22 protein-coding genes and 1 pseudogene are annotated in these 23422 nt (G+C 67.1%); 14 read left to right on the top strand and 9 right to left on the bottom strand.

From position 1 onward, the window contains the following. Positions 1-53: 53 nt before the first annotated feature. The gene (locus tag CQY20_RS27640) at positions 54-395 is read right to left on the bottom strand and encodes a leucine zipper domain-containing protein (RefSeq protein WP_371870979.1); all 342 of its coding nucleotides are present in this window, start codon (positions 393-395) and stop codon (positions 54-56) included. A 313-nt stretch (positions 396-708) separates the two neighbouring features. Beyond that, a pseudogene (locus CQY20_RS27635) lies at positions 709-894 on the bottom strand (MBL fold metallo-hydrolase); the annotation flags it as partial. A 197-nt stretch (positions 895-1091) separates the two neighbouring features. Here CQY20_RS27635 and CQY20_RS27630 point away from each other — a divergent pair. Continuing rightward, the gene (locus tag CQY20_RS27630) at positions 1092-1487 is read left to right on the top strand and encodes a hypothetical protein (protein ID WP_006246169.1); all 396 of its coding nucleotides are present in this window, start codon (positions 1092-1094) and stop codon (positions 1485-1487) included. Then, positions 1484-2143 carry an RES family NAD+ phosphorylase gene (locus CQY20_RS27625; protein ID WP_097943550.1) on the top strand — a complete coding sequence of 220 codons (660 nt, stop codon included), beginning with the start codon at positions 1484-1486 and terminating at the stop codon, positions 2141-2143. Before CQY20_RS27630 ends, CQY20_RS27625 begins: the two co-directional genes overlap by 4 nt. 111 nt (positions 2144-2254) lie before the next feature. Here the strand turns inward: CQY20_RS27625 and CQY20_RS27620 are convergent, their stop codons facing one another. After that, a complete protein-coding gene (locus CQY20_RS27620; protein ID WP_097943548.1) occupies positions 2255-2926 on the bottom strand; it encodes an MBL fold metallo-hydrolase in 672 nt (223 codons plus the stop codon). Positions 2927-3033: 107 nt separating this feature from the next. On the opposite strand from CQY20_RS27620, the gene uvrA reads away from it, so the two are divergent. Beyond that, positions 3034-5940, top strand: a complete 2907-nt coding sequence (gene uvrA / locus CQY20_RS27615) for an excinuclease ABC subunit UvrA (RefSeq protein WP_097943562.1) — start codon at positions 3034-3036, stop codon at positions 5938-5940. 67 nt (positions 5941-6007) lie between these two features. Beyond that, the gene (locus CQY20_RS27610; RefSeq protein ID WP_174814723.1) at positions 6008-6757 is read left to right on the top strand and encodes an SDR family oxidoreductase; all 750 of its coding nucleotides are present in this window, start codon (positions 6008-6010) and stop codon (positions 6755-6757) included. Here the strand turns inward: CQY20_RS27610 and CQY20_RS27605 are convergent. Beyond that, on the bottom strand, positions 6746-7915 hold the full coding sequence (locus CQY20_RS27605; RefSeq protein WP_097943546.1) for a winged helix DNA-binding domain-containing protein: 1170 nt from the start codon (positions 7913-7915) through the stop codon (positions 6746-6748). The two genes, CQY20_RS27610 and CQY20_RS27605, sit on opposite strands and share 12 nt — an antisense overlap. 117 nt (positions 7916-8032) lie before the next feature. Between CQY20_RS27605 and CQY20_RS27600 the strand changes: the two genes are divergently transcribed. From CQY20_RS27600 to CQY20_RS27580, 5 genes are all read left to right on the top strand, one after another. Beyond that, the gene (locus CQY20_RS27600) at positions 8033-8536 is read left to right on the top strand and encodes a lipoprotein LpqH (protein ID WP_097943558.1); all 504 of its coding nucleotides are present in this window, start codon (positions 8033-8035) and stop codon (positions 8534-8536) included. A gap of 57 nt (positions 8537-8593) precedes the next feature. Beyond that, complete coding sequence (locus CQY20_RS27595; RefSeq protein WP_097943544.1) at positions 8594-10237, top strand: hypothetical protein; 1644 nt, start codon at positions 8594-8596, stop codon at positions 10235-10237. Beyond that, positions 10219-11439: a CHAT domain-containing protein gene (locus CQY20_RS27590; protein WP_097943542.1), complete on the top strand. Its 1221-nt coding sequence runs from the start codon at positions 10219-10221 to the stop codon at positions 11437-11439. The genes CQY20_RS27595 and CQY20_RS27590 overlap by 19 nt, the downstream gene beginning before the upstream one ends. A gap of 62 nt (positions 11440-11501) precedes the next feature. Next, the gene (locus CQY20_RS27585; RefSeq protein ID WP_097943540.1) at positions 11502-12815 is read left to right on the top strand and encodes a hypothetical protein; all 1314 of its coding nucleotides are present in this window, start codon (positions 11502-11504) and stop codon (positions 12813-12815) included. Then, positions 12812-13900, top strand: a complete 1089-nt coding sequence (locus tag CQY20_RS27580) for a hypothetical protein (protein WP_097943538.1) — start codon at positions 12812-12814, stop codon at positions 13898-13900. Before CQY20_RS27585 ends, CQY20_RS27580 begins: the two co-directional genes overlap by 4 nt. Here CQY20_RS27580 and CQY20_RS27575 read toward each other — a convergent pair. Next, a complete protein-coding gene (locus CQY20_RS27575) occupies positions 13894-14232 on the bottom strand; it encodes a hypothetical protein (protein WP_097943536.1) in 339 nt (112 codons plus the stop codon). The genes CQY20_RS27580 and CQY20_RS27575 overlap by 7 nt on opposite strands. A 65-nt stretch (positions 14233-14297) precedes the next feature. Between CQY20_RS27575 and CQY20_RS27570 the strand changes: the two genes are divergently transcribed. Then, on the top strand, positions 14298-15677 hold the full coding sequence (locus CQY20_RS27570) for an adenylate/guanylate cyclase domain-containing protein (RefSeq protein WP_097943534.1): 1380 nt from the start codon (positions 14298-14300) through the stop codon (positions 15675-15677). 85 nt (positions 15678-15762) lie between these two features. Here CQY20_RS27570 and CQY20_RS27565 read toward each other — a convergent pair whose 3' ends face one another. From CQY20_RS27565 to CQY20_RS27555, 3 genes are all read right to left on the bottom strand, one after another. Then, complete coding sequence (locus CQY20_RS27565; protein ID WP_097943556.1) at positions 15763-17088, bottom strand: alpha/beta hydrolase; 1326 nt, start codon at positions 17086-17088, stop codon at positions 15763-15765. An 86-nt stretch (positions 17089-17174) separates the two neighbouring features. Further along, positions 17175-20504, bottom strand: coding sequence for a bifunctional lysylphosphatidylglycerol synthetase/lysine--tRNA ligase LysX (gene lysX, locus CQY20_RS27560; protein WP_097943532.1), 3330 nt, complete (start codon positions 20502-20504; stop codon positions 17175-17177). Between the two features lie 46 nt (positions 20505-20550). Beyond that, positions 20551-20886 (bottom strand): DUF1844 domain-containing protein, encoded by a 336-nt coding sequence (locus CQY20_RS27555; protein WP_097943530.1) that lies wholly within the window; start codon positions 20884-20886, stop codon positions 20551-20553. A gap of 144 nt (positions 20887-21030) precedes the next feature. On the opposite strand from CQY20_RS27555, the gene infC reads away from it, so the two are divergent. Genes infC through CQY20_RS27535 form a run of 4 tightly spaced genes read left to right on the top strand, consistent with a single transcriptional unit; the run spans position 21031 to position 23125 of the window. Next, complete coding sequence (gene infC, locus CQY20_RS27550) at positions 21031-21684, top strand: translation initiation factor IF-3 (protein ID WP_097943554.1); 654 nt, start codon at positions 21031-21033, stop codon at positions 21682-21684. 29 nt (positions 21685-21713) lie between these two features. Then, entirely contained in the window at positions 21714-21908 is a 195-nt protein-coding gene (gene rpmI, locus CQY20_RS27545; RefSeq protein WP_097943528.1) for a 50S ribosomal protein L35, read from the top strand. Positions 21909-21956: 48 nt separating this feature from the next. Further along, on the top strand, positions 21957-22346 hold the full coding sequence (rplT, locus tag CQY20_RS27540; RefSeq protein WP_097943526.1) for a 50S ribosomal protein L20: 390 nt from the start codon (positions 21957-21959) through the stop codon (positions 22344-22346). Between the two features lie 23 nt (positions 22347-22369). Further along, a complete protein-coding gene (locus CQY20_RS27535) occupies positions 22370-23125 on the top strand; it encodes a TrmH family RNA methyltransferase (RefSeq protein ID WP_097943524.1) in 756 nt (251 codons plus the stop codon). 42 nt (positions 23126-23167) lie between these two features. On the opposite strand, the gene CQY20_RS27530 is transcribed toward CQY20_RS27535, so the two are convergent. After that, positions 23168-23422, bottom strand: a 255-nt coding sequence (locus CQY20_RS27530) for an IS30 family transposase (RefSeq protein WP_109789712.1), incomplete at its 5' end; no start/stop codon positions are given.

Here is a 23422-nt window from a genome sequence, read left to right as displayed (position 1 = left end):
CACTGACCCTGATCTACCCCGAACGCCTCAACCCCTACCTCTGAACCCGCCACTTACACAGACAACTTGACAGGCTCGATCGCGCTGACGGTGCGGGCCGGCAGACCCAGCTCCGCGCCAATCCAGTCCTGGCCGCGCCGCGAGGTGCGGCGCAGGTCGACGACGGCGGCCTCCACGACCGCAGATGACCGGTGCGGGCAGCGATGCGGTCGCGAGGACCGATCTAACAGCCCGGCCGGACCTTCGTCGAGGAATCGGCGCACCCACCGATAGGCGCATTGGCGCGACACACCAAGTTCGGCGGCGACGTGGGCAGGCTTGCGACCGCCCTTGAGGATCCGATCGACCAACAGTTGCCGACCATGAACGGTCAACCGGGCATTAGCGTGGGGCACGAGGACCTCCGTGTGTGAGTAGAGACGTCAGACATCTCCACTAAGCCCGGAGGTCCTCCCTTCTCACAGCCAAACCGTCAACAACCTTCCTGCCGGGTACACCTAGTGCATGGTGCCCACCATTACGCGAACGGATCGCTGTGGACCTGGCGTGAGCCCACCAGCGCCAAAGGGACGGCAGCATTCAGCTTCCGGTTTGATCTAGTCCACCTACAGGACGTGGCTCAGTCGTGGAAGAACCTGGCCGATGCGATACAGCTTGAACTCGACCAACGTGAACGTCTGACCGCGGCCGAATCCGAACCCCAATAGTTCACCACCCGCGCTCGCGCCAATCCGATAGGTGCGGGCGCTCGACTCCGAGAGTCGTGTCGTCGCCGTGGCCGGGGTAAACCACGGTCGAGTCGAGGTAGCGGTCGAAGACTCTCGTCTCAAGGCCGCTCATGAGCGATTCGAAATCTTCGGGGCGTGTTGTACGTCCAGGACCGCCGGGGAATACCGTCGACACCGACAACAGCCGCAATGCCACCAACGCCGTGAAGCAACCATCCGGCAGCGGGCAAAAGCTCGATAGGTATCGGACGAGACTTCACCATGCACCTGGTTGTGGTGACTATGTGGTGTTGTTTCTGGTGTTGTTTGACGGTGACATAGTGGTAGTCTTGTGGTGGATACAGCCCGTCCGGAGGTCGCAAAATGTCCGTATTGACAGCCAGTGCCGCTGAGAAGCTCGATGTCGAGGCAACGACCCGCCCAATTCGTGAAATCGCCAGCTACCTTCAGGAAACGGTCGGACAACGAATCGCCGCAGCCCTCGCAGGCCTTGCTGATGCAAAACAGATCGGCCGATACGCGCGAGTCGGCGGCCCGGAACCACACGAGATAACCGAACGTAGGTTGCGAGAGGGCTACAAAGTTGTCCGAATGCTTGTCGATGCGTACGACGACAAGACTGCGCGGGCCTGGTTGTTCGGCACGAACACACGTCTCGACGATCGTGCGCCGGTCGAAGTTCTCGGCGGCGCGTCGGAGACGGGTGATTTCGCGATGGTCGTGCAAGCGGCTAGACAGGTCGCTAGCTTTCAGGCGTGAGCAAAGTCGGCTCCGAATTTTTGTTGTGGCGAGTTGGCTACCACGCAAGTCCACTTGAATTCACGCCGCTCGAGCTATACAGCTTCAGCCATCGGTTCGACGATATCCGCCATCGCTTCCGCACTCTCTACCTGGCGGACTTGCCCGAAACCTGCCTACGCGAAGTGCTGGCGGACCTTCGGCCAAATCTTGATGCCAAGCTCAGGCATATCGAGCGATACGGGCCTGAAGCGGCTGAAGACTTCGCCTCCGAGCCGGTGACTGCAAGCTGGCGCCGCCAGAACGTACTGGTTCCAGCGCTATTAAGAATCCAAGGCCCGATGATTGACCTGACCGACGTTGCGGTCCGTCAACAGATAGAAGATAGACACGCCGCACTTCTGGTCGAAAATGGCATGGAACACCTTGATCTGCACGAAGTTACGACGAGTCGGCGCGTGGTTACCCAGACGATTGCTGGTGACCTCTACGACGGCGGTGTAGCTGGTGTGCGATTCTTGTCTCGGCTCGACGCTAAACCTTGTGTGGCCCTATTCGAGGGCCGCGGAGATGCAGACCTGATCGGTGACATCATTCCGCTGACGGACCCCGCGCCGGGTCCGCTTCTCACTGTCACGACTGACTGGGATCTGGATCTGGAGGACTGTCCTGCCTAGTTGAAGGTGGCTCTCTTGCAGTGCACCTTCACTTCTGCTGTGTGGGCAGTGCTGACTGGGAGTCGCGCTCGGGCAGTTGCCTGCTTAGTGGGCTGACAGCCCGGGCTGGAATTACCAGCCTCGTTCGCGCCACTCTGCGAGATGGGGTCGCTCGTTGCCCAGCTTCGTGTCGTCGCCATGGCCGGGATAGACGACCGTTTCGTCGTCGTACTGTGAGAACACCTTGGTTTCGAGGTCCGTCATCAGTGAGTCGAATTCTTCTGGGCGTGTTGTCCGGCCAGGACCGCCGGGGAACAGGCAATCCCCGGTGAACAGGTGCGTGGCCTCGTCGGCACCGTCGAGTGCCAGCGCCACGGAGCCGGGGGTGTGGCCCTGCAGGTGGATGACGTCGAACGACAGGTCGCCGATCTTCACGGTGTCGCCGTTGGCGAGCAGCCGGTCCGGTTTGACCGGCAGCGGTTCGGCGTCGAGTTCATGGGCGGCGGTCGGCGCGCCGGTGGCCTTCGCCACCTCCTCCAGCGCCTGCCAGTGGTCCCAGTGCTGGTGACTGGTGACGATCAAGGACAGTTTCGGCGCATACTTCTCGATCAGTTCCAGCAGGATCTCCGCGTCGTTGGCGGCATCGATGAGTAGCGTCTCGCCGGTGCGGGAGCACGTGATCAGGTAGGCGTTGTTGTCCATCGGGCCGACCGAGACCTTGACGATCGACGCTGCGGGGAGGTTGCGTCGGGCCGCGGTTCTGGGCTCGACATGGCCGGTGTAGTTGTCGTCGACGATGGTCATGTCCTCACCGTATCGGCCTTGGCTAGGGCTTGGCCGGGGACTTGTCGGTGGCGGCACATAGCATGGGCGTGAAGTATGTTTTCGGGTCGGACCGTGGAAGGACACCGTTGGCTGAGCGCCTGATCATCAAGGGTGCGCGTGAGCACAACCTGCGAAGCGTCGACCTCGATCTACCCCGCGATGCGCTGATCGTTTTCACCGGTTTGTCCGGGTCCGGCAAATCTTCGCTCGCGTTCGACACCATCTTCGCCGAGGGCCAGCGGCGCTACGTCGAGTCGCTGTCGGCCTACGCCCGGCAGTTCCTCGGCCAGATGGACAAACCCGACGTCGACTTCATCGAGGGCCTCTCGCCGGCGGTGTCCATCGACCAGAAGTCCACCAACCGCAACCCGCGGTCGACGGTCGGCACCATCACCGAGGTCTACGACTATCTGCGCCTGCTCTACGCGCGGGCCGGCACGCCGCACTGCCCGGTGTGCGGTGAGCGGATCGCTCGCCAGACCCCGCAGCAGATCGTCGACCAGGTGCTCGCGATGGACGAGGGGCTGCGGTTCCAGGTGCTCGCCCCGGTGGTGCGCACTCGCAAGGGCGAGTTCGTCGACCTGTTCGACAAGCTGAACTCACAGGGCTACAGCCGCGTCCGGGTCGACGGCGTCGTCTACCCGCTGACCGACCCGCCCAAGCTGAAGAAGCAGGAGAAGCATGACATCGAGGTGGTCGTCGACCGGTTGACGGTCAAGGCGTCCGCCAAGCAGCGGCTGACCGACTCGGTGGAGACCGCGCTGAACCTCGCCGACGGCATCGTCGTGCTGGAGTTCGTCGACCGCGAAGACGATCACCCGCACCGCGAGCAGCGGTTCTCCGAGAAGCTGGCCTGCCCCAACGGGCATCCGCTGGCCGTTGACGACCTCGAGCCGCGGTCGTTCTCCTTTAACTCGCCCTACGGCGCCTGCCCGGAGTGCACCGGTCTGGGCATCCGCAAGGAGGTCGACCCCGACCTGGTGGTCCCGGATCCGGACCTGACGCTGGCCGAGGGCGCGGTGGCGCCGTGGTCGATGGGTCAGACGGCCGAATACTTCACCCGCATGCTGGCCGGGCTGGGCGATCAACTCGGCTTCGACGTCAACACCCCGTGGAAGAAGCTGCCCGCCAAGGCCCGCAGGGCGATCCTGGAGGGCTGCGACCAACAGGTACACGTGCGGTACAAGAACCGCTACGGCCGGACTCGGTCCTACTACGCCGATTTCGAAGGCGTCATGGCGTTCCTGCAGCGTCGCATGGAGCAGACCGATTCCGAGCAGATGAAGGAGCGTTACGAGGGCTTCATGCGCGACGTGCCGTGCCCGGAGTGCAACGGCACCCGCCTCAAGCCGGAGATCCTCGCGGTCACACTGTCTTCGGACAAGTACGGTCGCAAGTCGATCGCCGAGGTCGCCGACCTGTCCATCGCCGACGCTTCTGACTTCTTGAACTCGCTGACGCTGGGCAGCCGCGAACAGGCGATCGCGGGCCAGGTGCTCAAGGAGATCCAGTCGCGGCTCGGCTTCCTGCTCGACGTCGGCCTGGAGTACCTATCGTTGTCGCGGGCGGCCGCGACGCTGTCCGGCGGTGAGGCGCAACGCATTCGGCTGGCCACCCAGATCGGGTCGGGCCTGGTGGGCGTGCTCTACGTGCTCGACGAGCCGTCCATCGGGCTGCATCAGCGCGACAACCGCAGGCTGATCGAGACGCTGCTGCGGCTCAAGAACCTCGGCAACACCCTGATCGTGGTCGAGCACGACCTGGACACCATCGCGCACGCCGACTGGGTGGTGGACATCGGCCCGCTGGCAGGCGAGCATGGCGGCCGGATCGTGCACAGCGGCCCCTACAGCGAGCTGCTGAAGAACCGCGAATCCCTCACCGGCGCATACCTTTCCGGCCGCGAAACCATCGACGTGCCCGCCATCCGGCGGCCGATCGACCGCAAGCGTCAGCTCACCGTGGTCGGCGCCAGGGAGCACAACCTGCGCGAGATCGACGTGTCGTTCCCGCTCGGGGTGCTCACCTCGGTCACCGGGGTGTCCGGGTCGGGGAAGTCCACGCTGGTCAACGACATTCTGGCCGCAGTGCTGGCCAACAAGCTCAACGGCGCCCGGCACGTTCCGGGCAGGCACACCCGCGTCAACGGCCTCGACATCGTGGACAAGCTGGTGCGGGTGGACCAGTCGCCGATCGGCCGCACGCCGCGGTCGAACCCGGCGACCTACACCGGCGTGTTCGACAAGATCCGGTCCCTGTTCGCCGCGACCACCGAGGCGAAGGTGCGCGGATATCAGCCGGGCCGATTCTCGTTCAACGTCAAGGGCGGTCGCTGCGAGGCCTGTTCGGGCGACGGCACCATCAAGATCGAGATGAACTTCCTGCCGGACGTGTACGTGCCGTGCGAGGTCTGCCACGGTGCCCGCTACAACCGGGAGACCCTCGAGGTGCACTACAAGGGCAAGACCATCTCCGAGGTGCTCGACATGTCGATCGAGGACGCGGCCGAGTTCTTCGCCCCGATCAGCTCGATCCACCGCTACCTGCAGACGCTGGTGGACGTCGGCCTGGGTTATGTGCGGCTCGGGCAGCCCGCACCGACGCTGTCCGGCGGTGAGGCGCAGCGCGTGAAGCTGGCCGCCGAACTGCAGAAGCGCTCGACGGGCCGCACGGTGTACATCCTCGACGAGCCGACCACCGGCCTGCACTTCGAGGACATCCGCAAACTGCTCAACGTGCTCAACGGCCTGGTCGACAAGGGCAACACCGTCATCGTCATCGAGCACAACCTCGACGTGATCAAGACGTCCGACTGGATCATCGACCTCGGCCCCGAGGGCGGTTCGGCGGGCGGCACCGTGGTGGCGGAGGGTTCGCCGGAGGACGTCGCGGCCGTGCCCGAGAGCTACACCGGCAAGTTCCTGTCCGAGGTGCTGGACACTGTGCCGGCCAAGCCGTCGCCGACGCGGCGTCGCCGCAAGGTCAGCGCGTAAGGTATCTTCTCCTCGTCGGAGAATGGCATTACCGGTGTCGATCGGCGAGGAGACCATGTCGAAAACGGTGGTGATCGGCGCATCGAGCGGGCTCGGGCGTTGCATCGGCGTCGGTTTGGGCCAGCGCGGCCATCAGGTGGCGATGCTGGCGCGGCGCCGCGAGCGCATCGAGAAAGCGGCCAAGGAAGCCGGGCCCGAAGCGGTCGCCGTCGAATGCGACGTGACCGATGAGGCGTCGGTGCGGTCGGCGATCGGCGCCGCGGCGAACGCCCTCGGCGGCATCGACAACCTCGTCTACACCCCGGCCATCGGCTCGGTCATGCGGCTGGTCGACACCGACGCCCAGACATGGAGCCGGGTGTTCGCCACCAACGTCACCGGCGCCGCAGTCGCCACCGCGGCGGCCGTCCCGCATCTGAGCGCGTCAGCGGGCAAGGTGGTGTATCTGTCGTCGGACGCGGGCACGTTCAGCCCGCCGTGGCCCGGGCTGGCCGCATACGGCGTCAGCAAGGCCGCGCTCGAACGACTGGTCCAGGCGTGGCGCGCAGAGCATCCCGACATCGCGTTCACCAACCTCATCGTCGGGGAATGCGCTGGCGGCGAAGGAGATTCGGCGACCGGCTTCAGCAGCGATTGGGATCGCGAACTCGCGACCGAGTTCTACCCGCAATGGATTTCGCGCGGCTGCATGCCCGGCCAACTGATGCCCGTGGAGGACCTCATCGAGGTGGTGCACACCATCCTCGGCACTGATTCGGCGACGTCGATGCCAGTGGTCGTCGCTCGCGGCGCGCCCAGCAGGCCGTCACCGGCGTGACCCGGCCGACAGGGGCGACGGGAAGCGCGGGCTGACCCGCACACCGCCGAGCCATTCGGTCAACTCCTCGGCCCGACGCTGCAGCGCCTTGCGGCCGTCACGACCCACGTCCTCCAGCAGCTGCAGCCGCACGCGGCCGTCGTCATCCTGAGCCCAGCCGCCCACCACCCGGCCGTTCCACCACGCCGTCGGGCCGGCGTTGCCGTTGCGGTCGAACACCTGGCTGCGATGGTCGCCCAGATACCAGTCCCGGTCGAACCAGCCCATGGTGGTCACATCGAGGCTCGGCAGCAGGGCGGCCCACGGTTCGAGTGGCGGCTCCTCGTCAAGGTCGTCGGGCAGCACGAACCCGGGTGCCCCGTTCAGATCCACCTCGACGGCCTCGATATCGCGCAACGCGTGCCGCGCCCACGTCAACGTGTTGCCGAACCACCATTTGATGTCGTTGACGGTGGCGGGCCCGAACGTCCGCAGCCATGTGCGAACCAGTTGGGCGCGAGCGGATTCCGGCGCCGACGAACCCGGCGCCTCGCCGAGCCAGTCCGAAACCGCTGTCCATTTCGGCCGCGACGTCGTCCACGTGCCGTCGTTCGGGCCGCGCACGATGTCACCGCGCACAGACAGGACGGTCAGCACCCGCGGTGACAGGGGAGTGGTTCCGCCCCAACGCTTTCCGGGTGCCGGGTCATAGGTGCCCGCCAGCTCGGGGAGATCCGCGCGCAATTGCCGCGCACTGGTCGGCCCGTTGGCCGCCAGGTAGGCCAGCACCGCGTCGCGGGCACGGTCGAGCCAGGCTTCGCCGTCGTCGGCTACGCCCGCCTTCTGCACGTCGGCGACCAACCTGCGCCGTTCGTTGTCGGCCACCCGGTCGCTGGCCGCCGACTGGATGTGCGGCAGATCGTCCACGCCGACCACCCACAGCGTGCGGCGCATCGCCAGATGCTTGACCAAGAAGCGTCGTTCGTACAGCGCAGCATCCAGGTCGGCCACCGAGAAGCTCGCCAGCCGTGCCCGCAGGGACAGATACGGCGTGGCGGGATCGGTGGCGTGCAGTCCGACGAGCCCGGCCACCGCGTCGTCGATCGAACCGGCGGGTGCACTCAGAAAGTGCCGCCGCGCCAATCTCGCCCGACGCTCGGCGTCAGTGAAAGTCCGCATCGCCTGCGAACCGTACCGTCATCGCCCGACAAAGTTTGGGATCGGTAGCCGGCCAAGCCGACTTGACTGCATCACGACGTCGCCATGGTGGTGACGCACAACGAAGGGATCGAGACGATGAAACGAGTTGTCGCGGGTGCGGTCGGGCTGCTCGCCGGTGCCGCACTGTTGGTGGGATGTTCGGACGACAAAAGCGCGGCCACCGCGTCGGCCGGTGACACGCAAGCCAACGCGTCAGCAGGTGACACGCAGGCCAGCGCGGGCGGAACGACCGAGGTCAAGGTCGATGGCGGCGACCTTGCCGGCCTCGACCTCAACTCGGTGACCTGCGTCAAGCAGGGCGGCAAGATCAACATCGGCAGCGGCGCCATCGGCGGGCAGCAGGGCCTCGGCATCGTGATGACCGACACCGACGCTCCGACGGTGGAGTCGCTGGGCATGGTCGTCGACGGCAACGCTCTCGCGGTCAGCAATATCGGCGGTATGCAGAGCGGATCGGCCGAGGTCAAAGTCGACGGCGACACCTACACCATCACGGGTGAAGCCACCGGCGCCGACATCAACAACCCGATGGCCGGCATGATCACCAAGCCGTTCACGGTCACGGTGAGCTGTAAGTAACCATGTCGAGAGAAGCGGCGGGTGCCCTGCGTGCCCGCCGCTTCCTAAGATTGCGCCATGGATCTAACCGGCGAATTCGACCGTGCGCGTCGACTGATATTCGCCGCCGACGAGCAGGCCGCCAAGGACCTGCTGCTGTCGTTGATGCCTCGGATCGAACAGGCCGACCGTGACGACCTGATGATGGAGGTCTTCGCTCAGCTCGGCGAGATCTATTTGGTCCGCACCGCATACAACGGTGTCGAGGAATGCGTGCGCCGAATCGACGACTGCCTGGCCATCTACCGCTCGATACGGGCAGGCACCAACCCGGAAGCCGCGGCGCAGGTCACCATGACGGACCGCGAAATCGACCACATGCTGTGCAGGTACACCCGGCGTGCGCAGTTCCTGCGCACCGGATACGCCGCCGCCTACCACGGTGACCACGAGGGCGCTGAGCTCGCGCTGCTGGTGTTGTGCAACGACTGCAATGACGGGGCAGGACAGGACTTTCCCGACCTCGCCGACGAGTATCAGCACCTGATCACCTACGCCAGGATCATCTGCGCGACCGCACTGTGCGACGACGACTTGTACGTTCAGTCGGTTCCGCTGTGGGACAAGGTGATCGAAGCGATCGAGCGGCCAGGGCCGGGCCGGGAAGCCGACGACTTCCTGTTCGTGCAGGCCGCCACCGGGTACGGCAGGTTCTGTATCGAGACGGGCCGGCTCTCGGAAGCCGAGCCGTGGTTACGGCGCGCAGGCGCCCGAGCCGAGGCGCGTGGATGGGCATTGGCTAAGGCGCGAACGCAACTCGAGCGCGGCGCCGCGGCATCGACACGGGCCGACTGGCGGGAGACGCAGACGCTTGTCCACGAGGCGTATCCGGCGATCGTCGAGGGCTACCGTGCCCACGACGTGGCGCGAAGCTGGCTGTACCTGGGCCTGATCGCCATCGCGGTCGGCGAGCTCGGCGACGCCGATGAGCGTCTCCGCCACGCCGAACAACACTGGCGCGACGTCGAACGGCCGCTACACATTCACCGTATTCTGTTGCAGCGCAGCTGGGTCGACATCCTGCGCAACGAGTTCGACTCGGCCACCGAGAAGGTCGTCGAGGCTTGGCGCATTCTGGACTCCTGGCCGCGGCACACCTGGCTGCAGTACGCCCGCCTCGACGACCACATGGGGACCATCCTGCGGGCGCGGGCGCTGGCCGATCCGAACAACGCCGCGGCCAGGTTGGAGCAAGCCGCAGACCTCAAGATCCCTGCTGCGCTCGCGGTCGACTCGGTGCGGTACGCGATCGCCGACGCCAACGCGCGGATGCGCTGGGCCACGTCCGTGTCTGCGCGCATGCTGGCAGGTGCCTTCGCGGTCGTCTACGAATGGGGCAAGACCGATCTGCTCAGCGAGATGATCGAATACCACTGCGCAAGAGGTGCTTTCAGAGCCGAGCCGAAGGCGGCTGCGATCGCTGAATGGATGGACGCCGCCACCGCCGCCGTACCCGTGGAGGCCGAGGAGGAATACGCGTTGGTGGCTTCGGGCGCGATATCCGTCGGTGACACGAGCGGTCTGACCCGGCTCGGCCCGTTGCCTCCGCTGCGGATGGATCCGGGCGTTCCGCCCATCATTGGCCGTTATCGCGAGTTGGCGCGGGAACGGTACGGCCGCGACATCACCGCCGACGAGGCGGCCTGGTCGACGTGGCCGTGACACAGCGGCAGACGCTCGTGCTGAGATACGCCGATGTCGGCGTCGTCACGTATGCCAGCCTGCGGGTGGTCGGCCAGCCGTCGTGCACCGTCACCTGGGCCATCGAAGATCCCGTCGTGGTCGAGGCGCTGGAGAAACTCTCCGCGGCGCTGCCGGACCCACAAGGGGCCGAAACTCAGCGCGACGCGGTTGAAAGAGCGATCGCCACCGGTCCTTTCGCGTCGCCGGCGGCGGAGTTCGAGCTTGCCCGGGAGCTGGGGGTGCGGCTGCTGACCGCCGAGGCATGGCAACTGGTGATCGACCGCGTGGCGTCGCCTCGGGCCGCGCTGTTCATCTCGCCGAGCGCGCGGTTGGCCCGCATCCCGTGGGCGTCGCTCGCCGTGCCGGGCGATGACGGTTTTCGGCTGCTGGAACTCGTCGATGTGTTGATGGCGGCCCCGCCGAACATCGTCAACGGGACGCGTACGCCGGTCGGATGGGGCGACAGGAGGGACAGGCCCCCGCTGCTGATTCTCGATCCGCGGGTGCCGGGACAGCGTCCCGACTCACCGCTGGGTTCGGTGCTCGGCCGCCCGTCTCCGGACACCCCGCTGGCGCGTCACTTCGGGGAACTGATGAGTCAGCGCCCCGTACTCCCAACTGCCGCAACGGCAGTGGAGCTGTTCCGGCGCACCGACGCCGGCCGCGCATGGCTGGCGAACCTTCTTTTGCAGCGGCCGAGTCGACTGCTGTATGTCGGCCACGCCACGGCCGCCGACGGCGACGTCGGGCACGCCGACCGTGCGGCCTTGCATCTGGCTGACGAGCGGCCGTTGACGGCATCGGATTTCATGGTGGCCGGCCTGCAACTGCCGCCGCGCGTGGCGCTGGTGGCGTGTGCGTCCGGCGGCGACTACCAGTTCGACGAGGCCACCGGGCTGGTGGCCGCGATGATCCTCGGCGGCGCACAACTGGTGACCGCCACGCTGTGGTCGTTGCCTACGGCGGCGGGCTATCGGCAATTCGCAGACGTCGCACCGAAATGCGATCCGATGGCCGACGCGATCATCGCTGTCGACCGCGCGCACGAGGAGCCTGAGGCGGGCAGCGCGGTGAACCGTTGGCAGCGCGAACAGATGCGGCGATGGCGCGACGGCGACGTCACCGCAAGCCCGTTGTACTGGGCCGCATTGGTCACCTTTGCCGTCGACGGCGTGCGCTGAACTCGCTACCGAACCCAACTTTGCGGCTAGGAGATTACGACGGGCGCTTCTATCCTCAAGAAATGGTTACGGGCGCCACGGCGGCGGAGACGGCGACCGCCGTCACGCGGCCACGCCAAGCCGTGATCGACGCGGCGTGGCGAGCCATCGGCCCCGGCGTCGAACTGCTCAGCGGCGACGACGGCGGCCCGCTGCGCCGAACCGTCAAGCGCATCATCGACCCGCTCGTGCTGCGGCTGCGGTCCAACACACAGTATTCGGCGCCTTTCCTTGACGAGAGTGTGGCCGCGGCGATGCACGAGCTGATCGTCGGAAGCGGGCCCGCGCTGTGCGCCACGGCGAGTTGGTTCGAACTGCTCAAGCAACAGCGCCGTCGGCTGCGCATCACCACCGGCAACGCGCAGGAGTTGTACTTCCCCGTCTGCTACGAACTGGCCGTGACCAAGGGGCCGCCCGCCGCCGACGACGCCGAAACCGCCGCCTCGGTGCTTCGCGACATCCACGCCGACCGCGACCGCACCGCGATCGAAGTGCTCAACAAACATGTGGCGGACCGACGGGTCCTTACGGGGCTTTCCGAGCAGTTGGCCCGCAGCTGGGCCGACGTGTCCGCGGGGACCGAAGACAGCCGCCCGTTCCTCTCCGGCCTGACCATCGTGCTCGGGCCAGCCCGCAGTCACCGGGAAGTCACTTCCCGCCAACGGGTTTGGGCGAAGCTGGTGACCGATGCGACGCCCTACAACTACGGGGCGAAGGCGCGCTGCGCGCCGGGCGAGCTGCCGTGGTCGATCACCGACACGGGGTTGAGTTCCGTTGAGCCGCAACAGCCTCCGCCAATCGACAGAGGTGCGACGGGCGACCGCCCGCTCGACCGCGCCGTGGTGGACCGGGTGCGCGCCACACTGCGGCGCGCCCTCGACCGAGACGAACTGCCCGACGTCCCGCTGCTGTGCGCCGAGGAAGTCGATCGCTCATGCGCGCCATGGGGTCTGCTGGCAGAGGAGAACCAGGCCGCACTGGTGGCCGGCATCGAGGTCGCGGTCGAACTGGCCCCGCTGGCCGAGACGACGCCGCGCTACCAGCTCGCCGCTGTCATCCAGGCGCGGCTGCGCAAGGAGGCCTATGTGCTTCACGCGCGGCGGTATCTGGTTGCGGGCGGCCCAATTCATCCCCGCCAGCAGCAGGTGATCGACGATCTCGCGGTGTTCGCGCGGCCCTACCTGAACCGGCTGTGGGCACGCCTGCACGGGCGTGACGTGTGGCAGGAGCCGTGCACGGACGTCGACGACGTGCGGTCGATTCTCGAGGGCGTGGCGCGGTCGGTGAGCCTGGACCACCGGCAACGGATCAAGGCGATGCTGCAGGTGGCGGGATGAAGCTCAGCGCCGATTCCGGCTTGTGGAGCACCGGCCCGGTGGCCGAGCCGATGCCGGTGGTGGCCGTGCTCGAAGTCAGCGGCGCCGTGCTGTCGTGGGCGATTGACGATGACGCTGAAGCGGCGTCGTTCGCGTTCACCGACCTGGCCCGCGCCGACTGGCTGTGGCGGGTGTTCGGCGAAGACGGGCACAGTGCCGTCGCCGCGGCGGTGCGGGATCAGTTGGCCGCCGATGAGCAGACCGTCGACGTAGCGGGTGTGGGCGTGGTGCCCGGCTCGGTCGATCGGCTGCGGCGGCTGGCGCTTGGCCATTGGATGCGGCGCTGGTGGCCGGCCAGCCACCGTGACGGCATCGCCGCCCTGGGCGCGGCCCTGTTGGACGCCGAGATCGCGCTGCTGACAGCGGCCGCGCAGGACTTCTTCCCCGATGACACCTTCGACTCGGATGTGGCTGAACTGCTGACGCCACACGAGGCCGCGCTGAACGCCCTTGTCCGCACCGGCGATCCACGGGTCGTCGAACTGGTGCAGGCCGCGGTCGAGTTGACCGATGAGGTGGGAATCGCGCTCGCCGAACCGGTTTCGTCGGCGCCGCGTCGTGACGACTACGCGTTGGCCGCGGGCACACTGGCGCAGCGCAGTGGCGAGGCGATCGCCGGGGGAACGGCGTCGCTGGCGTGGGCCGCGGTGCCGCCCGCGGTATTCGACGCAGCGGAGAACACCATCGAGTGGCGGGTCGACGCCGTGGATTCGCTGGTGAACGCGACGGTGTCCGTCGAACTGTTGGGGCCGAACGCGCCGGACGGCATCGCGGTACGGCTGCGGGCGCAGGGCGTCCGCGGCGCCGGTGCATTGGCCCGCGACGGCCGGGCGAGCTTTCCGCTGCTCGACGAACAGCAGCGGCCGATCTCGGAAACCGCGGCCTGGAACCATGATTGGCGCGCCGCGACGGTCACCGTCGGCGCCGATGTGGAGGAGTCGGCAGAGACCCGTGACCGCGTCCGCGCCTTCGCTCGCGCGCGGTTGGCGGAGCCGCCGAGCGACGCGTTCCTCGCCGAGATCCTGGCCGCCGAGTCGGATTACTGAGACTCGTCTTCGTCGCGGCGCATCGACTTGCGGATCTGCTCGAGCCGTTCGGCAGCCGCCCGCTGACGCTGCTCGAACTGCTCCTCGACGGAGCGGCCCTCGGGGGTTTCGGCCGCCAGTTCGCTCGCGCCGATCGCCGTTCCGTACCGCGTCTCGATCTTCTCCCGCACCGACTCGAACGTCGGCACGCCGCCGGGCGTGTAGCCGGTGTCGGCGGCCTCAGCGGGCGGCGGCGTCGGAGGTTGCGGCTCGGCTGCGGCCGGTTGCGGCTCGGGTGTGGCTGCTTGCGGCTCGGGTGCGGGGTCCTCGTCACCTGTCGGATCGCCGGACATGGCCTCACCGTACCCGCTTTGTCCGAAGCGCCATGGTTCGTTTCCCGCGATGCCACACTGCGGCAATGGTTCGGATTCCGGACACCCTTTACGCGACCGGCCCGACGGGCAAGATCGCGTACCAGGTCATCGGCGACGGGCCGATCGACCTGGTCATCGTGCCCGGCTGGTTCTCCCACATCGACAAGCTGTGGGAGTACGCGGAGTGGCGGTCATTCATCGAGGCGTTTGCATCGTTCGCGCGGGTGGTCGTCTACGACAAGAGCGGGACCGGCCTCTCGGATCCGGTCGACGGAGTGCCCACGGTCGAGAACCGTGCTGACGACTTGCGCGCGGTGATGGACGCCGCGGGCTGTGGTCGAACGGCATTGTTCGGATTCTCCGAGGGCGGCCTGGTCAGCACGCTGTTCGCCGCCAGTTTCCCCGACCGGGTCAGCGCGCTCGTCCTGTACGGAACCGCGGCAGGCGGTCATATCGGCGACCTCGACGTGGCGGCGGTAACGCGTGCATCCGAGTTGGTGGCGATGTTGCGTTCGACGGTCGACCACTGGGGTGAGGGTCTGACCCTCGATTGGGCGGTGCCCAGCCAGAAAGACAACGTCGAGGCGCGGCGCAGAATGGGCGCACTCGAACGCGCCGCCATGAGCCCGAAGATGGCCCTCATCACCTGGCAGGCGGTCGTGCGCCAGCTCGACATGGCCGACATCTACGCCAACGTGCGGGTGCCGACGCTGGTGTTGCATCGCACGCATGATGCGATCCCGGTGGAGCTGGGCCGCGCATTGGCCGGGCGGATCTCAGGCGCGCGCTTCGTCGAGCTCGACGGCATCGACCATGTGCCCTGGTTCGGTGACTACAAATCCGTCACCGGTGAGGTCGAGGAGTTTCTCACCGGCCAGCGACATGAGCACCCGCCGGATCGAGTCCTGGCCACCGTGCTGTTCACCGACATCGTCGACTCGACGCACTACGCGGCCGAGCTGGGTGATCACGGGTGGCGGGAGCTTCTGCAACGCCACGACGACCTCGCGCAGGCCGAGATCGCCTCGTTCCGAGGCACATTCCTCAAGCACACCGGCGACGGCCTCCTTGCGACGTTCGACGGGCCCACCCGCGCCGTCTTGTGTGCCACCAAGTTGGCGCAACGCATGCCGCAAGTCGGGCTCAACATCCGCGGCGGTTTGCACACCGGGGAGTGCATCCGGCGCGGCGACGACATCGGCGGCATCGCGGTCCACATCGCCGCACGGATCGCCGCCAAGGCCGGCGCCCGAGAAGTGCTCGTGTCCAACACCGTCAAAGATCTGGTGTACGGCTCCGGCATCACGTTCGAAGAGCGCGGCGCACATGTCCTCAAGGGTGTGCCCGGCGAGTGGCAACTGCACGCGCCGACGGGATATCACGATCCGATGCAGGACGCGTTGGCGTCCGCCGGCGCCTGGTAGCGCACTCTCCGCGAGCTCTCCGCGAGGCGGAATCCTCGCAGGCCCTCACTCGCACTTCCGCTGCGCGGATTCCGTTTCGCGGGGGTTATTTGGCCGCGGTCTGCTCGATGGACGCGTTGGTGGGCGGTGCGGGCAGCGGAATCTGCGGCACACCGGGGGTGCCGATCTTGCCCGCCAGCCACGGCAGCGCGGCAGCGAAGGCGTGCGACGCGAACGGCCAGTCGTGCTTGCCCGGCTGGCTGACCACCGCACAGTTGATGCCGTTCGCGGATCCCAACGCGCACAACGCGTTCGCCGCGGCGGCCTGATCGTTCTTCTCGGGCACCGGCGTCGTCGACCCGTTCACGTCGAACCATCCGGCCAGACCGGTGTAGGGACCGTGCCTGGCGATGACGGTTGTCGGGTCGAACGCGGCCCACGCATCGGCGTTGCCGCCGAACAACCGGGAGATCGTCTGCTCCTTGTTGCCCGAATTCGGCCCGATGTCGCCGGCGATGTCTTCGAAGGCGGTGAACATGTCGGGGTGCATCACAGCCAGATCCACCGCGCAGGTACCACCCATCGACCAGCCGACGATGCCCCAGTGTGCGCGGTCGGGACTTACCCCGTATTTGGAGATCATATACGGCACAACGTCTTTGGTCAGATGGTCGGCGGCGTTGCCGCGGCTGCCGTTGACGCATTCGGTGTCGTTGTTGAACGCGCCGCCGGGGTCGACGAACACGAACACCGGGGCGTAGCCGTGATGGGCGGCGGCGAAGTCGTCGATGGTCGTGATCGCCTGACCCGTGCGCAGCCAGTCGGCGGGCGTGTTGAACTCGCCGCCGATCATCATCACGGTCGGCAGCGGCGGCGGCGGATTGGTCGCGAACCACGCCGGCGGCAAGTAGACCAGCTCGCCGCGGTGTCGGAAACCCGAAGCCGCGTCGCTGATTTGGACGGGCACCACGGTGCCGTGCGCAGGGATCTTGCGTTCCTGCTGCATCGCGGTCACGGTGACCTCGTCGGTCTGATCCGGCAGCGGCCCGGCCGTCAACTGGTTCCACGCGGTCTGCACGGTGGGGAAGTAGCCTACCCACAGATTCAACGCGAGCGCCGCGCTGAGCAGGCTGAGCGGAAACGCCGCGACCGAAACGCCGCGCCGCCACCACCGCGCCCTGCGCCACCCGGCCACCAGGACCGCCAACGCGAAACCCGACAGCCCGATCCAGATCCACAAGGTGTGCGGCGCGGGATTGTCCGACAGCCCTTGCGAGGCGACGTACCAATAGGCGGACGCGGACAGCGAGCAGCCGACGATGGCGGCCCACGGGAGCCACCGCAGCTGCCAACGTCCGCTGCGCCTGCTGACCGCCACGATCAGCGCCACGGCGGCGATGATCTGCACCGTGGCCGGAAGCCAGCCGTGCATGAGCGAGAGGTGGTGGCGCAACGAGTCGGGTAACGTCACGGCAACATCGTGGCCTGCCGAGCTTGGGACCGGCTGTGAGGTTTCTGCTAGCGAGGTTTGGCGAGCGGGAACGGCAAGGTTTCCCGAATGCTGCGGCCGGTGATGAGCATGACCACCCGGTCGACGCCCATCCCGAGACCGCCCGTCGGCGGCATCGCATATTCCATGGCCTGCAGGAAATCCTCGTCGAGTTCCATCGCCTCCGGGTCGCCGCCTGCGGCCAGCAGCGACTGTTCCTGGAGCCGCCTGCGCTGCTCGACGGGGTCGGTCAGCTCGCTGTAGGCGGTGCCCAGTTCGACGCCCCAGGCCACCAGGTCCCACCGTTCGGCCACCCCGGGGATGCTGCGGTGCGGCCGGGTCAGCGGCGACACCGACGTCGGGAAGTCTTTGTAGAAGGTCGGTTCCTCGGTGCGGTCCTCGACCAGCCGCTCGTAGAGCTCCAGCACCACCGCGCCGGCGTCCCAGTGGGTGAGGTAGGGGATGTCGGCCGCATCGCAGAGCTTGCGCAGCCGCGACAGTTCGGTGTCGGGGCCGATCTCCTCGCCCAGCGCCTCAGACACCGCGCCGTGCACCGTCTTGACGGCCCACTGCCCGGAGATGTCGACGCGTTCGAAGGTGCCGTCGTCGCGGGGGCGCATGAACACGTGCGCGCCGTTGGCGGCCATTGCCGCGTTCTGGATCAACTCGCGGCAGCCGTCGATCCACACGTTGTAGTCGGCGTGCGCCTGATACGCCTCCAGCAGCGTGAATTCCGGGTTGTGGCTGAAGTCGACACCCTCGTTGCGGAACGCGCGACCCAATTCGAAGACCCGCTCGACACCGCCGACGCACAACCGCTTCAGGTACAGCTCGGGCGCGATGCGCAGATACAGGTCGAGGTCGTAGGCGTTGATGTGGGTGAGGAACGGACGGGCGTTGGCCCCGCCGTGGATCTGCTGCAGGATCGGGGTCTCGACCTCCAAAAAGCCCTTGCCGACCAGGGTTTCGCGGATGGCGTGCAGGACGCCGCTGCGCGCCCGTACCAAGTCACGCGCGTCGGTGTTGATCGCCAGGTCGACATAGCGGGCGCGCACCCGGGCCTCCTGGTCGGTCAACCCCTTCCACTTGTCGGGCAGCGGACGAAGGCACTTGCCGATCAACCGCCACCGGGTCGCGATCAGCGAGCGGACGCCCTTCTTGCTGTACCCCATCGTTCCGGTGGCCTCGACGAGGTCGCCGAGATCGATGGTGTGGGTGAAATCGGCGGTGGTGCTGTCCAGCAGTGTCGAATTGTCAAGCAGCAGTTGCACTTCACCTGACCAGTCGCGCAGCTGGGCGAACAACACGCCGCCGTAGTCACGGACGCGCAACACGCGACCGGCCACCGTGACCTCGACGCCGTCCTGACCGTCGAGCGCCTGCGCGACGGTGTGGCTGGGTGCCTGCCCGACGGGGTAGGGGTCGACGCCGCTGTCCTGCAAGCTCTTGAGCTTTGCCATCCGCACCCGCACCTGCTCGGGCAGCCGCGGCGCTTCGCCGTTCTCGGGCAGGTCGACCTGCAGCTCGGCGAGGTTGGGGGCGGTGCCGTCGTGGTGCAGCACACCCGAGGCGACGAGGCTCTCCGGCGCGGCGATGTGGTGGCCGGTGTGCTGCTTGTTGCGCCGCGAAAATGGCAGCACCAGAAAGCCTTCGGCGATCACCGACGCGACGCCGACCCGTGGGACCAGCCGGGCGTCCTCGTAACAGGCGTAGCGCGGCACCCACTCGGGCTTGTACTTCATGTTGGAGCGGTAGAGCGTCTCCAGCTGCCACCAGCGGGAGAAGAACACCAGCAGCGCCCGCCACAGCCGCGCGACAGGGCCTGCGCCGAGTTGCGCGCCCTGCTCGAACGCCGACCGGAACATCGCGAAATTCAACGAGATTCGGCTGATCCCGATATCCTCTGACTGCTGCAGCAGCTCGGTTACCATCAATTCGATTGTGCCGTTGGGGGATTCGGGCGAGCGCCGCATCAGGTCCAGCGACACGCCGTTGGTGCCCCACGGCACCAGCGACAACATCGCGACGACCGTCCCGGGTTCACCGTCGTTCTGGCCGCCGTGTTGCACCGCCTCGACCAGCAGGCAGTCGCCGTCGGCGGGATCGCCCAGCCGGCCCAGCGCCATGGAGAAGCCGCGCTCGTCGGCGGTGTCTCGCCATGCGTCGGCGCGTCTGATCACCTCGGCCATCTCCTCGGCGGAGATGTCGCGGTGTCGTCGCATCCGCACGGTCAGCCCGGCGCGGCGCGCCCGCGTCACCGCCTGGCGGACGGCGCGCATGTCGGGCCCGGACAGCCGGAACTCGTCGGGATGCAGGATCGCTTCGTCGCCCAACTGCAGCGCGTTGAGACCGGCCTCCCGAAACGCCTCCGCGCCGGCGGCACTGGCGCCCATCACGCCGGGCGCCCAGCCGTACTCCTGGCACAACCGCAGCCACGCGTCGATGGCCTGCGGCCAGGCCTTCGGGTCGCCGACGGGGTCGCCGCTGGCCAGGCACACGCCGACCTCGACGCGGTAGGTGATGGCGGCGCGGCCGTTGGGCGCGAACACCGCCGCCTTGTCGCGCCGCGTGGCGAAGTAACCGAGCGAGTCGTTCTTGCCGTAGAGCTCCAGCAGGCCCCGGATCGCCGACTCGTCCTCGCCGGTCAGCGCGTTCTCGGCGCGCTGTGAGCGGAACAGCACGATTGCGGCGACCATCAACGCCAGCGCGCCGAACAGGCCGAGCAGCGCGTCGATGAAGACGTGCGGCGATTGACCGTCGAAGGCGCCGGAGCCGACACCGGCGAACGCCGCCACGCGGTTGGCGGCGTAGCCCAGCCGATACTCACGCTCCAGCGTGCCGGGGAACAGCTCGAGCAGGCCCCACCCGATCAAGGTGCCGATGGCCATACCTGCCACCAGCGTGAGCGCGGCCTTCAGCAGCGCACCGCGGCGCACCTTGGCCCAGAACTCCTTGCGCGCCAGCAGCAGGAACACCACCGCGGCGACGTGGAACGCCAAGCCGATGATCTCGCCGCTCTCCTGCATCCAGGTCTCCTCGCCGGTGGCGAGGTCGCCGAGGTTCCAGCCGATCGAGGCGACCATGTACAGGACGAGAATCGCCCACGCGATTCGTTTGCGGGCGGCCAGCGCCGCGGCCAGCATCGCCAACACGAACGCCCACGCGAAGCTGGTGTCGGGGAAGTTGAAGATGTAGTCGTTGACGAACTCCCGCGGGATCTTGATGATCGACCGCACCAGCGGTGACACGCTCGCGATCAGCGACAGCGTTGCGATGATGCCGACCGTCCAGCCCGCTGCCGCAGGCACCCAGGAGTAGCGAGACGTGGACCGAACCCGCGGCGGGGCAGTAAGCGTCATAGGCCGCGAGGATATTCGCTCAGGCCGGGAAATGGGTGTGACACCGCTACCAGACGGGGCCGGTGTATTTCTCGCCGGGACCCCGCCCAGGTTCGTCGGGCGCGGCGCTGCCCTCGCGGAACGCCAACTGCAGGCTTTTCAAGCCGTCGCGGAGCGGCCCGGCATGCGGGCCGAGATACTCCGCGGACGCCGTGACCAGTCCCGCGAGCGCGGTGATCAGCCGCCGCGCCTCGTCGAGGTCGCGGTGCGGGCTGTCCTCCGGCGACTCCGCCGACAGGCCGAGCTTCTCCGCCGCGGCGCTCATCAACATCACCGCCGCCCTGCTGATCACTTCGACGGCCGGAATATCGGCCAGGTCGCGAATGTTAGGGGGATCGGTCATGCCTGCTAGACTGGCACGCGCGACCGTCCCGGCACACGCCAGGGACAGCAAGTGGAGTCCCACTCCCACCGTTGCCTCACAGGTTAAACGGTCCGGTCACAGCCACCGCGGTGGCTGTCCTGGTCGGCATTGGGCCCTGCTTTCCTGCAGGGCCTTTTCGCTGATGGAGCGGGCTCCCCGAAAGAAGAAAGAACACTAGGAGGCCCCATCAGCACTGAGACCCGCGTCAACGAGCGCATTCGAGTACCTGAAGTCCGCCTGATCGGACCGGGTGGCGAGCAGGTAGGCATCGTGCGCATCGAAGACGCCCTCCGCGTCGCCGCGGACGCCGATCTCGATCTTGTCGAAGTAGCCCCGAATGCCAGGCCACCGGTCTGCAAGATCATGGACTACGGGAAGTACAAGTACGAGACGGCTCAGAAGGCGCGCGAGTCTCGCAGAAACCAGCAGCAGACCGTCGTCAAGGAACAGAAGCTGCGTCCCAAGATCGACGACCACGACTACGAGACCAAGAAGGGTCACGTCATCCGCTTCCTCGAGGCGGGGTCCAAGGTCAAGGTGACGATCATGTTCCGCGGACGCGAACAGTCCCGGCCGGAGCTCGGCTACCGGCTGTTGCAGCGGCTAGGCGCCGACGTCGCCGAGTACGGCTACGTCGAGACGGCAGCCAAACAGGACGGACGCAACATGACGATGGTGCTGGCACCGCACCGCGGCGCGAAGACTCGCGCCAAGGCGGCGCAACAGGCCGAAGCTCCCGAGCGACCCGCTTCCGGAGAGCAACCAACCCCGAACTGAACGAATCGAACGACAGGACACCACACACCATGCCGAAGGCCAAGACCCACAGCGGCGCCTCGAAGCGGTTCCGGCGCACCGGGACCGGGAAGATCGTCCGCCAGAAGGCCAACCGCAGGCACCTGCTCGAGCACAAGCCGAGCACCCGCACCCGCCGCATCGATGGGCGCACCGAGGTGTCGGCGCAAGACAAGAGGCGCATCACGAAGCTGCTCAACGGTTAGCTTCGCGCCCACTGACCTTTTGAACCGAACGAGAATAGGAACATCCTCATGGCACGCGTGAAGCGCGCAGTCAATGCCCACAAGAAGCGGCGCATCATACTCAAGGCCTCCAAGGGATACCGCGGCCAGCGCTCGCGGCTGTACCGGAAAGCCAAAGAGCAGCAGCTGCATTCGCTGAACTATGCGTACCGTGACCGGCGCGCTCGCAAGGGCGAGTTCCGCAAGTTGTGGATCTCCCGGATCAACGCCGCGGCCCGCGCCAACGACATCACCTACAACCGGCTGATCCAGGGTCTCAAGGCCGCCGGCGTCGAGGTGGACCGCAAGAACCTCGCCGAGATCGCCGTCAGCGATCCGGCCGCCTTCACCGCACTGGTGGACGTCGCCAAAGGCGCTCTGCCCGATGATGTGAACGCACCGTCCGGCGAGGCTGCCTGACACTCACCGAGCGCTCCGCCCGCGTGGCCGCGGCGATCAAGCTGCATCGCCACGTGGGGCGGCGCCGCGCAGGCCGTTTCCTCGCCGAGGGACCCAATCTGGTCGAGGCGGCGCTACGGCGCGAGCTCGTCGTCGAAGTGTTCGCGACCGAGGCCGCGCTGCAACGCTTCCAGCCGCTGCTGGCCGACGCAAACGTTCACGTGGTCACCGAGCGTGCGGCAAAGGCGTTGTCGGACACCGTGACTCCGGTCGGGCTTGTCGCAGTGTGCGAGATGCCGCAGACGGCCCTGGCCGATGTGCTTGCCGGCGAGCCGCGGCTGATCGCCGTCGCGGTGGAGATCTCCGAGCCGGGCAATGCGGGCACGCTCATCCGGGTCGCCGACGCGATGGGCGCCGAGGCTGTCGTGCTGGCCGGCCACAGCGTGGACCCCTACAACGGGAAATGCCTTCGCTCCTCGGCGGGCAGCATCTTCTCGATACCGGTGGTGTCCGAATCCGACGTCGGGGGAGCGGTTTCCGCGATCGCCGACGCGGGTCTGCGGGTGCTTGCCACCACCGTCGACGGTGAGATCAGCCTCGACGACGCCGAGTTGTCCGGCCCGACGGCGTGGCTGTTCGGCCCCGAATCCCACGGTTTGCCTGCCGAGGTGGCCGCGATGGCCGCAGAGCGCGTCCGGATCCCGATGGCGGGCGGCGCCGAAAGCCTCAATGTGGCTGCCGCCGCGGCGATCTGTCTGTACCAAAGCGCCCGCGCACACCGCATGCAGCCCCGCACCTAAGCTCGCGAGCAGACGCTAATGCCCGCAAAAGCCCAGGCGATTTCAGGCAGTGGATGCAACAGCGGGTGGTTTTGGCGGGTTTGAGAGTAGCTCGTCGAGGACTTCAGCGGGTTTCTTCCAGCCGAGGGTTTTGCGGGGTCGGGTGTTGAGTTGGGCGGCAACGTAGTCGAGGTAGTCGGCCGGGAACACTGATAGGTCGGTGCCTTTAGCAAAGTATTGGCGCAGCAGCCCGTTGGTGTTCTCGTTACTGCCGCGTTGCCATGGCGAGTGCGGATCGCAGAAGTAGATATCGAGCTC

Source organism: Mycolicibacterium agri (assembly GCF_002553505.1).
In the GTDB taxonomy this organism is placed as follows: domain Bacteria; phylum Actinomycetota; class Actinomycetes; order Mycobacteriales; family Mycobacteriaceae; genus Mycobacterium; species Mycobacterium agri.
Note: the sequence above shows the minus strand (reverse complement) of the source record. Positions and strands in the feature narration are given on the sequence as shown.

Excerpts from the sequence above, each read along its gene's own strand:
- CQY20_RS27630 (WP_006246169.1), top strand. The coding sequence starts at position 1,092 with ATGTCCGTATTGACAGCCAGTGCCGCTGAGAAGCTCGATGTCGAGGCA.
- CQY20_RS27620 (WP_097943548.1), bottom strand. The coding sequence starts at position 2,926 with ATGACCATCGTCGACGACAACTACACCGGCCATGTCGAGCCCAGAACC.
- CQY20_RS27605 (WP_097943546.1), bottom strand. The coding sequence starts at position 7,915 with ATGCGGACTTTCACTGACGCCGAGCGTCGGGCGAGATTGGCGCGGCGG.
- CQY20_RS27600 (WP_097943558.1), top strand. The coding sequence starts at position 8,033 with ATGAAACGAGTTGTCGCGGGTGCGGTCGGGCTGCTCGCCGGTGCCGCA.
- CQY20_RS27595 (WP_097943544.1), top strand. The coding sequence starts at position 8,594 with ATGGATCTAACCGGCGAATTCGACCGTGCGCGTCGACTGATATTCGCC.
- CQY20_RS27585 (WP_097943540.1), top strand. The coding sequence starts at position 11,502 with ATGGTTACGGGCGCCACGGCGGCGGAGACGGCGACCGCCGTCACGCGG.
- CQY20_RS27580 (WP_097943538.1), top strand. The coding sequence starts at position 12,812 with ATGAAGCTCAGCGCCGATTCCGGCTTGTGGAGCACCGGCCCGGTGGCC.
- CQY20_RS27575 (WP_097943536.1), bottom strand. The coding sequence starts at position 14,232 with ATGTCCGGCGATCCGACAGGTGACGAGGACCCCGCACCCGAGCCGCAA.
- CQY20_RS27570 (WP_097943534.1), top strand. The coding sequence starts at position 14,298 with ATGGTTCGGATTCCGGACACCCTTTACGCGACCGGCCCGACGGGCAAG.
- CQY20_RS27565 (WP_097943556.1), bottom strand. The coding sequence starts at position 17,088 with ATGCACGGCTGGCTTCCGGCCACGGTGCAGATCATCGCCGCCGTGGCG.
- lysX (WP_097943532.1), bottom strand. The coding sequence starts at position 20,504 with ATGACGCTTACTGCCCCGCCGCGGGTTCGGTCCACGTCTCGCTACTCC.
- CQY20_RS27555 (WP_097943530.1), bottom strand. The coding sequence starts at position 20,886 with ATGACCGATCCCCCTAACATTCGCGACCTGGCCGATATTCCGGCCGTC.
- rpmI (WP_097943528.1), top strand. The coding sequence starts at position 21,714 with ATGCCGAAGGCCAAGACCCACAGCGGCGCCTCGAAGCGGTTCCGGCGC.
- rplT (WP_097943526.1), top strand. The coding sequence starts at position 21,957 with ATGGCACGCGTGAAGCGCGCAGTCAATGCCCACAAGAAGCGGCGCATC.